This is a genomic window from Rhodococcus sp. 05-2254-5 (assembly GCF_002258575.1).
In the GTDB taxonomy this organism is placed as follows: Bacteria; Actinomycetota; Actinomycetes; order Mycobacteriales; family Mycobacteriaceae; genus Rhodococcoides; species Rhodococcoides fascians.
On record NZ_NOZG01000020.1, the window covers coordinates 74,143 to 86,258 of the forward strand.

The 12,116-nt window shown below is 66.4% G+C and carries 2 protein-coding genes and 1 pseudogene; all 3 read right to left on the bottom strand.

Annotated elements, in window-relative coordinates; translation table 11 throughout:
- Window positions 1–288: 288 nt before the first annotated feature.
- A pseudogene (locus CH278_RS28220) lies at window positions 289–9,801 on the bottom strand (amino acid adenylation domain-containing protein); the annotation flags it as partial.
- Window positions 9,802–10,096: 295 nt separating this feature from the next.
- Entirely contained in the window at window positions 10,097–10,522 is a 426-nt protein-coding gene (locus tag CH278_RS12195; RefSeq protein WP_027496298.1) for a PPOX class F420-dependent oxidoreductase, read from the bottom strand.
- Window positions 10,523–10,602: 80 nt separating this feature from the next.
- Window positions 10,603–12,060 carry an amidohydrolase gene (locus tag CH278_RS12200; RefSeq protein ID WP_094621985.1) on the bottom strand — a complete coding sequence of 486 codons (1,458 nt, stop codon included), beginning with the start codon at window positions 12,058–12,060 and terminating at the stop codon, window positions 10,603–10,605.
- Window positions 12,061–12,116 lie beyond the last annotated feature (56 nt).

The following is a 12,116-nucleotide window of genomic DNA, read 5'->3' on the forward strand; positions in this document are numbered from 1 at the left end:
GGTCTCCGGGAACACCGTCCGTAGAGACTCGTGCCTGGCGACGACGTCCGCGACCGCGATCTGCATGGCCCGGCGATCGAGCAGACCGGACAACCGGACGGCGATCGGGATGTTGTTGGCCGCCGATTCGACGTCGAACTTGTTGAGGAACCACATCCGCTGTTGCGCCAGCGACAGCGGAATGTGCTGCGGACGCTGCTGCGGTACCAGCGGCGGCCTGCTGCCGGTGGCGACCAGGGTGCCCAGTCTGGCTGCGAGGTCGGCCACCGAGGACGCGTCGAACAGCTCGCGAACGGCGATCCGGGTGTCCAGCGCGACGCCGAGTCGGGACACGAGTTGCGTTGCGATGAGCGAGTTTCCGCCCAGCTCGAAGAAGTCGTCGTCGAGACCCACGCGCTCGACGCCCAGCACCTGGGCGTACACCTCGGCGACGGTGCGTTCGATGTCGTTGGTCGGTTCGCGGTACTCGGTGACCTCGAATGCGGGGTCGGGCAACGCCTTTCGGTCGAGCTTTCCGCTGGCACCGAGCGGGAACTCGGGCAGCACGATCAGTGTCGACGGCACCATGTACTCCGCCAGACGGCCGCGTAGCGCCGACAGAACGGCTCCGGTGTCGACCGACACCCCCGAAGGAACCACGTATCCGACGAGTTGGTCGCGGCGGACCACGACTACGGCTTGAGAGACCGACCGCTGGGCGAGCAGCGCCGTTTCGATCTCACCCAGTTCGATGCGCAGGCCGCGCAACTTGACCTGGAAGTCGGAACGTCCGACGTATTCGAGCTCGCCGTCGCGATTCCAGCGCACGACGTCGCCGGTGCGGTACAGCCGCGCGCCGCCATCGGCGAACGGGTGAGCGACGAACCTGTCCGCGGTCAGGTCGGGGCGTCCCACATAGCCGCGCGCGAGCTGGGTGCCGGCGAGATAGAGCTCACCTGCAACACCGACCGGGGTGGGATGCAGTCGCGAATCCAGTACGTAGACAGCGGTGTTCCACACCGGAGCACCGATCGGCATGACGTCGGAGTCCGAATCCGTGACCGCGTGGTACGTCACGTCCACGGCAGCCTCGGTCGGTCCGTACAGGTTGTGCAGTTCCACCGACGCGACCGCACGCCGCAGTGCGCGAGCGGTGGTGGGCGGTAGCGCCTCGCCGGAGGCGAACATCAGTCGGAGCGAGGCTCCCGCGCTGCGACGCCGCTCGACTTCGGGCACGAACACCGACATCATCGACGGCACGAAGTGCACCACCGAGACACGTTCGCGTGCAATGACATCGAGCAAGTAGATGGGATCTCGGTGACCGTCGGGAACGGCGATCACCACCGAGGCACCGACCTGGAGCGCCCAGAAGAACTCCCACACCGACACGTCGAACGTGGACGGCGTCTTCTGCAGCACCACGTCGCGCGGAGTCAGGGCGTATTCGCCCTGCATCCACAGCAGTCGGTTGACGATCGCGTCGTGCGACACCCCGACACCCTTGGGACGGCCCGTCGAACCCGATGTGAAGATGACATACGCGAGATTCCGCGAACGCAGTGGGGCGCGTCGGTCGTTGTCGCGCAACGGTTCCGACGACAGGTTAGAAGTATCGAGCGTGTCGATGTCGATTGTGTCGACGTCGGGGAATTCGACGTGATCGCGCACGGTGGACAACACCCGGATCGGTGCCGCGGTGGCCACGATGTAGTCGTTGCGATCCGCCGGTTGGGTCGGGTCGATCGGCACGTATCCGGCCCCGGCCTTGACGATCGCGTACATGCCGACGAACAGGTCGAGGCTGCGGGCGATCGCGAGGCCGACCAACGTGTCGGGCCCGACGCCCAGCGAGACCAGATGGCGCGCAAGACGGTTGGCGCGTGCATCGAACTCGGCGTACGTCAGCCGCTCACCCTCGAAGACCAGCGCAGTTGCGTCCGGGGTCAGGGCGACCTGTCGGTCGAACAGGTCCACCAGAGTGATGTCGGCGGGGACCTCGTGTTCGGTGTCGTTCCATTCCGCCACCACGCGGTCGTGCTCGCCGTCGTCGAGCAGATCGATGTCGCCGACGGCCACCGACGAATCGGCCACCACGGCCGTGAGCATCCGTACGAACCGGTCGGCGAACCCGCGAACGGTCTCGGCATCGAAAAGGTCTGTCGCGTAGGTCAGTTCGGCGGCCATGCCCTGTCCGCGGCCGTCCAGTCCGATCGACTCGGTCACGGTGAGCTGCAGGTCGAACTTGGCGATTTCGGCATCGAGGGCGACACTGTCCACCGACAGGCCCGGCAGGTCGACGTGTGTTCGGGTGAGGTTCTCGAACGAGAGCATGACCTGGAACAGCGGGTGTCGAGCCTGCGACCGCGACGGGTTGAGGACCTCGACCAGACGCTCGAACGGTAGATCGGCGTGGCCGAAGGCTCCGAGCGCGACTTCGCGCGCGCGGCCGATCTGTTCGGAGAACGTGCGTCCGGAGTCGATGTCGGTGCGCAGAACGAGCGTGTTGACGAACATGCCGACCACGTCGTCGAGCGCTGCGTCACCGCGGCCGGCGACCGGAGTACCGATGGCGATGTCCTCGGTGCCCGACAGTCGGGCCAGCAGCACGGCCAGTGCGGCGTGGACGACCATGAACAGCGATGCGTTGTGGGTATGTGCCAGAGCGGACAGGCCCTGGTGCACATCGGCAGGCACGTCGAATCCGATGGAGGAGCCCTGGTAGGACTGGCGACTGGGGCGCGGCCGGTCGGTCGGCAGATCGAGCTGGTCGGGTAGGCCGGCGAGGATGTCGGCCCAGTAGTTCACCTGACCGGAGATCAACGACTGCGGATCGTCCTCGGAGCCCAGAACCGAACGCTGCCACAGGCTGTAGTCGGCATACTGCACTTCCAACGGCATCCAGGCCGGGTTCTCCCACGCGGTGCGCGAGGCGTAGGCGATCATGATGTCTCGGGCCAGCGGTCCCATCGACCACCCGTCGGCCGAGATGTGGTGCACCACCATGGCGATCACGTGTTCGCGTGGGCCGATCTCGAACAGTCGGGCCTGGATCGGAACGTTGACGGTCACGTCGAACGTCGTCGACGCGAGCGCAAAGACCTGTCGCTGAATGTCGGCGGCCGAGGTCGGAATCGGCATCAGGTTCGGCACCGTCTGAGCGGCGTCGAGAATGGACTGCTGCGGTCCGTGCGCGGTGTCGGGATAGACGGTGCGCAGCGACTCGTGCCGGTCGATCACATCCATGATGGCGACCTGCAGTGCCGCGACATCCAGGTCGCCGGTCAGCTTCAGCGCGAACGGAATGTTGTATGCGGCGGAGTCGACGTCGAACCGGTTGAGGAACCACATGCGTTGCTGCGCAAGCGACAACGGGATGCGCTCCGGCCGGACCGTCGCGACCAGTGCAGTCCGGCCGCCCTCCCCCGCCGCCTGTTCGACGCGCACCGCGAGCAGTGCAACCGTCGACGCCTCGAACAGCATGCGCACCGGCACGGTGGCGTCGAGTGCCACTCCGAGCCGCGAGACCACCTGGGTGGCGATCAGCGAGTTACCGCCGAGCTCGAAGAAGTCGTCGTCCAGTCCTACCCGCTCGACGCCGAGAACCTCGGCGAAGACGTCGGCGACGATCTCTTCGATCGGTGTCGTCGGTGCGCGGAAATCTCGCACCTCGAACACCGGCGCAGGCAGTGCGCGCCGGTCCAGCTTTCCGTTGACCGTCAACGGAATCGTCTCCAGCGCAACGAATGCCGACGGAACCATGTACTCCGGCAACAGTTCGGCGATACCGGTTCGCAGATCCTCGAGGTCGAGGGTCGGCCGACCGTTCGCCACCGCCGAGACCACGTAGGCGACCAACCGGGCCGCCCCGGGCGAATCCTCACGGACGACGACGGCGGCCTGGGTGACGGCGGGGTGCGCGGTGACCGCGGCCTCGACCTCGCCCAACTCGATTCGGAAGCCGCGCACCTTGACCTGATCGTCGGAGCGGCCAAGATATTCGAGCTCGCCCGACGCGTTCCACTGCGCCAAATCGCCGGTGCGGTACAGCAACGACCCGGCATCAGAGCCGGAGGCGAACGGATCGGCCACGAACCGCACCGCGGTGAGCGGCGCGCGTCCCAGGTATCCGCGCGCCAATTGTCCACCGGCAACGTACATCTCGCCGGGCACCCCGACCGGGACCGGATGCAGCCGGGTATCGAGAACGTAGACGCGCAGCCCTGCGATCGGCTTGCCGACCACCGATGCGGTCGTTGCGACGGACGCGGAGCCCAGCGCCTGATACGACACGTGCACCGTGGTCTCGGTGATGCCGTACATGTTGATCAGCTGCGGTGCACGATCGCCGTGCCGCTCGAACCAGCCGCTCAATCGACGCTGTTCGAGGGCCTCGCCGCCGAAGATCACGTAGCGCAGAGACAGCTCGCCGCCGGTCGAGGCCGCCGTGCGATCGGCCTCGGACAGTTGGTAGAACGCCGACGGAGTCTGGTTGAGCACCGTCACTCGTTCGTCCACGAGCAGCTGATGGAACGCTTCGGGTGAGCGCGAGGTGAAGTAGTCGACGACCACCAGAGTGCCGCCGTACAGCAACGGACCCCACAGTTCCCACACCGAGAAGTCGAACGCGTAGGAATGGAACATCGTCCACACGTCGTCGGCTCCGAAGCCGTAGACCGCATCGGTGTTCGCGAGCAGCCGAACCACGTTGCGGTGCGGCACCAGAACACCCTTGGGGCGACCGGTCGACCCCGAGGTGTAGATGACGTAGGCGACGTTGGTGGGGCGAAGCGGGCGAATGCGATCGGTGTCGGTCACCGGTGCGTCCGAGATCGACGACAGATCGACCGTGTCGATGTCGACGAACGTTGCGCCGATGCGAGATTCGACGTCCGCGGGCAGTTCGATCGGGTCCGTTCCCGAGAAGAGAATCGATGTCGGACGCGCATCGTCGAGCATGTACTCGACGCGGTCCAGCGGGTAGCTCGGATCGACGGGGAGGTAACCGCCACCGGCCTTCACCACCGCGACCAGCGCGACGACGAGTTCCGCCGACCTCGGTAGGGCGACCGCGACGAGGCTCTCGGGGCCGACGCCGTGCGAGATCAGTACGCGGGCAAGGCGATTGGTCCGAGCATCGAACTCGGCGTACGTCAGCGACGTGTCGCCGAAGCGCACGGCCACTCCGTCCGGCTGTGCCGAGGCCGCAGCGTCGAGCAGGTCGATCAACGTCACGTCGCGAGAGACGTCCGGCCCGGACACGTTCCAGGTGGACACGACGGACTCGTATTCGGCGGCGTCCACGATGTCGACGTCGCCGACCGGAACCGACGCGTCGGTGGTGACTGCGTCCAGAATTCCGAGGAAGCGCCGCGCGAAACTGTCGACCAGATCTGCGTCGAACAGATCGGTCGCGTACTCGAACACCGCATCGATACCCGCGGCAGTTCCGTCGACCTGGTGCTCGGTGAGCCAGAGCTGGAGGTCGAATTTCGCTATCGGGACGTCGAATTCGGCGGCCACGGCGCGGAGCCCGCCGACGGTGAGTTCACGAGACATGGCCGATTCCAGGGAGAGCGCCACCTGGAACAACGGGTGCCGTGATGTCGAGCGGACCGGATTGAGAACCTCGACCAGGCGCTCGAATGGAACGTCGGCATGCGCGAACGCCGACAGGTCCGTGTCGCGGACGCGAGCGAGCAGCTGCCCGAACGACAGTGCCGGATCGACATCGGTACGAAGTACCAACGTGTTGACGAACATTCCGACGAGGTCGTCGAGTGCAGGCTCACCGCGACCGGCCACCGGCGCGCCGATGGCGATGTCGGTGGTGCCGCTCAGTCGAGCCAGCAACAGCGCGTACGCCGACTGCATCACCATGAACAGCGACGAGTTGTTCGCGCGGGCGAGATCGGCCAGAGCACTGTGCAACCGGGCCGGAATCTCGATGCGCAGCTTGCTGCCTGCGTTGGACGACACGGCGGGGCGGGGCCTACTCGACGGCAGCGCCAGCTGATCGGGTAGATCCTCGAGTGTGGCACTCCAATAGGCGATTTCGCGTGCAGCGAGCGAATGCGGATCGGTTTCGGGACCGAGTACCGCACGCTGCCAGAGCGCGTAGTCGGCGTACTGGACCTCGAGCGGCGTCCACTCGGGAGCGCGGCCCTGTATCCGGCTCGAGTAGGCCAGCAGGACGTCGCGCGCCAACGGTCCGAAGGAGGCTCCGTCGGCAGCGATGTGGTGCAGGACCATCGCCAGTTCGTACTCGGTGGGCGACATCTCGAACAGCGCGATTCGGAACGGCGTGTCGATCGTGACGTCGAAGCCCTTGGCCACCAACTCGTGCAGTCGGCCACCGAGCTCGTGCCGTTCGATGCGGATCGGGGTGATCGTGGCCGGTGTCCTGGCCGCGTTGAGCACGACCTGCTCGGGCGATCCGTCCACTTCCGGGTACACCGTGCGCAGCGTCTCGTGCCGTTCCACGACGTCCGCGAATGCGGCCGACAGGGCACTCACGTCGAGTGGACCGCTCAGATGGACCGAGAACGGCAGGTTGTACACCGCAGTGGCCGGATCGAACCGGTTGAGGAACCACATGCGTTGCTGTGCGGGCGAGAGTGGGATGCGCTCGGGGCGTTCCCGGGATTCGAGGATCGGGGTGTCGGATCCGCGGCCGGCAGCCGACTCGGCCCGGGCAGCCAGTGCGCCGACGGTGGGGGCCTCGAACAGCTCGCGCACTCCCAGGCGTACTCCGAGTGCGCCGCCGACTCGTGTCACCAATTGTGTGGCGATCAGCGAGTTGCCGCCGAGCTCGAAGAAGTCCTCGTCCAGACCGACCTTGGACGCGCCGAGCAGGTCCTCGTAGATTCCGGCGACGACGTATTCTGCGCGACTCTGCGGTGCTCGGTACTTCTTGGCGCTGGTGAACACCGGCTCCGGCAACGCTTTTCGATCGAGCTTTCCGCTGGTGTTGAGCGGCAGCGCATCGAGCACGACCACTGCTGCGGGAACCATGTAGGACGGCAGCGCATGCCCGGCGAATTCGATGGCCTCGGCGGAGTCGATGGACTTCCCCGGCCCGGCGACGACGTAGGCGACGAGTTGGTCGCCGGTGACCGTCTGCACGACCAATGTCACTGCCTGCGAGATGGATTCGTGTGCGAGCAGGACGGTTTCGATCTCGCCCAGCTCGATGCGCTGGCCACGGAACTTCACCTGGAAGTCGGTGCGTCCGATGTAGTCCAGCACTCCGTCGCTGCGCCACCGAACGAGGTCGCCGGTGCGATACATCCGCTCTCCGGCGTCGCCGAAGGGGTTGGCCACGAACCGATCCGAGCTCAGGTCGGGGCGACCCACGTAGCCCCGCGCCAGCTGAACGCCCGCGAGGTAGAGCTCGCCCGCTTCTCCCACCGGAGTGGGTCGCAGCCGGCTGTCCAGTACGAAGGCGCGGGTGTTCCACTCGGGCACACCGATCGGGACGGTTCGCGTGTCCTGTGGGCTGCTCTCGTGGTACGTCACCGAGACCGCCGCCTCGGTGGGACCGTAGAGGTTGTGCAGTCCCGCGGCGCAGACGGATCGGAATGCTGCCGCCGTCTCGACCGGAAGCGCCTCGCCGATCACGAAGACATGACGCAGCGAAGCACAGGTGTTGGCCGGCGCGTTGGCGACGAACACGGTCAGCATCGAGGGCACGAAGTCGGTGACCGTGACGCGATGCTCGGCGATCCTGTTCGCCACATAGACCGAGTCGCGGTGCCCGTCGGGGGTGGCGAGCACCATCGTCGCGCCCACTCGCAGCGGCAGGAAGAAACCCCACAGCGAGACGTCGAACGTCGTCGCCGTCTTCTGCAGATAGACATCGGTGGTATCCATCGGATACTCCGCCAGCATCCACTCCATCTGATTGTGGATGGCGGCGTGCTCCACGGCGACGCCCTTCGGGCGGCCGGTGGAGCCGGAGGTGTAGATGACGTACGCGGTGTTCGAAACACGAAGCGGCGCAATCCGTTCCGCGTCGCCGACCGGAGCGGACGACCGGGCGGACAGGTCGACCAGATCGACGGCGACCGTCTCGGTGCCCTCGGGCAGCGACACGTCGTCACGCGACGAGATCAGTACGCACCGAGGCTGCGCGGAATCGAGGATGTAGGCCGTGCGTTCGGCAGGATGATCCGGGTCGATCGGTACCCACGCTCCGCCTGCCGCCACGATGGCGTACATGCCGACCACGAGATCGAACGAGCGTCGAATGGACAATCCGACGAGAGTCTCCGGGCCGACGCCCATGTCGATCAGATGGCGAGCGAGGCCGTTCACCCGCGCCGACAGTTCTCCGTAAGTCAGGACGTCGCCCTCGTACACCAGAGCCGTGGCGTCGGGACGAGCGGCCGCGGCAGCCTCGAAGGCGGTGAGCAGAGTGCTGGGCGTCGTCTCGTGTTCGGTGTGGTTCCACTCGGAGACGACCAGTGCGCGCTCGGATCCGTCGGTCAGAGCCAGGTCCCAGACGAGGTCCGTCGGGGCTGCTGCCACGAAACGGCCGAGGAAGTCGACGAACCGCTCGTGATTGCGGCCGGACTGATCGGGGCCGTACAGGTTGGGGTTGGACTCGAAGTCGATGTGGGTCGTGGCCCCGGCGACGCTCGTGTAGAGGTTCAGTCCGAAGTCCTCGATGAGGCCGGTGGAGAGGATGTTGATCCCGCCGACCATCGATCCCAGGCGCACCTCGCCGAAGAACAGCATGATGTTGACCCAGGGACCGAAGAACGCAGCTTGACCGCTTGCGCCGCCGGCGTCGCGGCGAATGTCCTCGTGCCGGTACCGCTGGTGGCGCAGTGCACCGGAGACCTCGGCGTTGACGCGCGCCAGCATCGTTTCGACGGTGGTGTCGCCCGAGACGTCGAACCGCAGCGGCACCACGTTGGACACCATGCCGCCGGAGCGGCGCAGAACCGCGGTGGTTCGCGCGGTCACCGGCAGTGACAGCACGACGTCCTCGCGGCCGGTCATCTGAGCCAGATACGCCGCGAACGCGGCGATGACGATGGTCGCCATCGTCGTGTCGGTTTCGGCGCGCAGGGCATCGAGACTGCTCATCGTGTCCGCAGACAGAGCGGTGCTGTCGATCTGACTCTTCGGGGCCGGCGGAGCGGTGTGCCCGGCGAGGGTGGTGACTCCGTCGATTCCGTCGATCCGCGACGCCCAGTACTCGCGATCGGCCTGGAAGCGGCTCGAATCGCGGTAGGACATCTCGATGTCGTAGACCTTGGTCAGATCCGAGGCCAGGTTCTTCGTCGGTTCGGTGCCCTCGACCTCGGACGTGTACAACTCCGCAGCGCGGTTCATGAAGGTCACGGCACCGAAGCCGTCGAGAACGACGTGGTGCACGCGCTCGTACCAGAACCAGACATCGTCCTCGATACGCAGGACGGTGGCGGCGATCAGTCGATCGCGAAGAATGTCGATCGGAGCGCTGTAATCGGCGTGCATCCACTCGAGGGCGGCCGCGCGGGGGTCGTTCTCGCCGCGCAGATCCACCAGTCCGAGCGAGTCGTCCAGGGTGGGGTCGACGATCTGTCGTGGCTCCGCGTCGATCTCGGTGATACGGACGAAACCGGACTGCAGTTCGAGGGCTGCGCGCGACGATGCGCGCCGCAACAGTTCGACGTCGAGATCACCGCGCAGTTCGACGTACTGCGCGATGTTGGCGGGTACCGAGGGGTCCACGTGCTGCGCGAACCACATCCCCAATTGGGCCGGTGACAGTGGGAACGAGGGATGCTGCCGACTGTCGACTCCCGTGTCGTCGTCTCCAGCACCTTCCACACCTAGCGGGTCCAATCGATTCCTCTCTTTCCCACAATCACACGCGCCCCCACCGGCCGCCGAAGCGGCGGACAACGATGGGCACCGAACACATCGAGCAAGCTGACTACGTCGATCTCTATTTTCTCACCATGAACAACTCGGAAGTTACCTTTCAGTACTTATCCGTCGAGATGGGCCGGACCGTTACATGCCCAGCACGCGTCGAGAGCACCCGCCCCGTACGTGCAGAACCGGTGGCTGGATTCGGCACCCGGCCAATCTACAGGCCCGCACGCGCGGAGTTCGTCGGTTGTCACGCCGTCATGTCGAAAGCGGCAATCACCTTGGTAGGTACCAAACGAACGATCAATTCGCCCGGAACTCCGTTGCGTCTGCCGAACTCCTCCCCTCTGTCGCGGCCCATGTACCGCGCTCCGATCTCGGTGGCCGTGCGCACCAGTTCTCGGGGATCCTCGTCGATCGAGGCAACGCCCTGCACCTGCACGAACCCGTACGGCGGCTCTTCGAGATCGACGGTCAACACGATCCGAGGGTCCCTGCGGATCGCTCGCCCCTTGGCGGTATCGGCTCCGGTGTTGAACACGATGGAATCGTCCTCGACGACGAACCAGATCGGGGCGACCAGGGGCCGTCCGTCCGAAGCGAGGTAGCCGACCTTTCCGGTGCGGGTACCTGCCGACAGAAACTCTCGCACGCGTGGATCGGTGAAAGACGTCATCGACGTCACGCTACTCGGCCGGACCGACAGGTTCACGTCACCGACGAACTCGGCCAGGACGTGCCGCCCGATCGACGATGCTAAGCCGGACCGACGTGGGTGAGCAGACCGGCGCAGATCGTGGCCCGCACCTCCGTGTCGGCCAGATCGTGCGCCGAGCGATGCACCGGGTGCTCTTCGAGAACGACGATGTCCGCGACGTCCCCGACGCGGAGCGCACCGCGGCCGCCGCTCGCCGCCTGTAGTGCCGCGTCGAGAGGAACCGATTCCTCGGCATGCCACGGCGGCCGGTCGTCGTCGGTTCGGAATACGGCCGCCGCAACGCCTGCCAGTGGCTCCGGTGGACTCACCGGAGCGTCGGAGCCGAAGAGCAGCGTGGCACCGCTTCGATGGAGCGACCCGTAGCCGTAGGCCACCGAGCGCCGACCTGCCCACAGATCCTCGGCGATGTCGCGGTCGGCCATCGCGTGCTGCGGCTGCACCGACGCCGCAACGCCCAGCGACGCGAAGCGTGCGATGTCTTCGGGGACGAGCTGCTGCGCGTGTTCGATACGACCTCCGCAACCGGCCCGCGCGAACGCATCGAGCGCAACGCCGTTCGCCCGGTCACCGATCGCATGCACGGCCGAGGTGATGCCGCCGCGAGCCGCGCGAGAGACGAGCTCGTACAGTCCGTCGTGGGTCTCGAGCAACAGTCCGTAGGCGTTGTCACCGTCGACGCCCGGGTAGCGATCGTGACAGCAGGCCGTTCTGGTGTTCAGCGAGCCGTCGAGCATGACCTTCAGCGGTCCGCGCCGAATCATGTCCGAGACGGCCGAGACGTCGCCGGTACGCTCCCCACGATCGAGCGCTTCGTCGAGCCACTGCGGCCACACCGTGGTGTCGACGCGCACTGCGGGAGATCCGGCCGACAGGCGTCGATCCCAGACCGTCCGGTTGTCCGCGAACTCGAAATCGACGACGCCGGTCACCCCGCGGACCGCCAGCGCCGCGGTGGCGTCGAGCACCGCGCGGTCCAACTCGGCCGGGTCCTCCAGTGCCTCCAGCGCCATGACGGCCTCGAGACCGTCGACGTCACGAAGCACTCCGGTGGGATGGTCGATACCGAGATCGCGCAGCAGCGCCGGACTCAGCCACAGCGTGTGCAGGTCCATGCTCGTCAACGCCACACGCACACCGGGCAGCGCGTCCTCGAGCAGATCCTTGTGTGGCTCGTCGGACCACTGCGCGTCCCGAAAACCGTTGGCGCGCACTACGGAGTCGCCTGCTGTGCGCGCATAAGGAAACACCAGTGCCACGGCATCGGCCGCCGACGAGGCCGGCCCGACGTCGATACGCCGCCGCGCCGCTGCCCATTGCGTCAGATGAACATGACTGTCCACGAAACCCGGCAGGGCCACTCCCCCCGCCCCGTCGACGACCTCGACGCCGCGGGTGCGATCGCGACCGGCCGGGGTGATGGACCCGATGGTCGAGCCGACGAGTTCGATGTCGAAGAGCACGCCGGAATCATCCAGTGCGACATTGGCGATAATCACTCCTGGGACTCTAGAGCGTCGCCCCCGACGCAGGCGCGCATGCCATCCTCTAGCAA

What these genes read in the sequence shown, in the direction of transcription:
- CH278_RS12195 (WP_027496298.1), bottom strand. Translation starts at nt 10,522, where the DNA reads ATGACGTCTTTCACCGATCCACGCGTGCGAGAGTTTCTGTCGGCAGGT.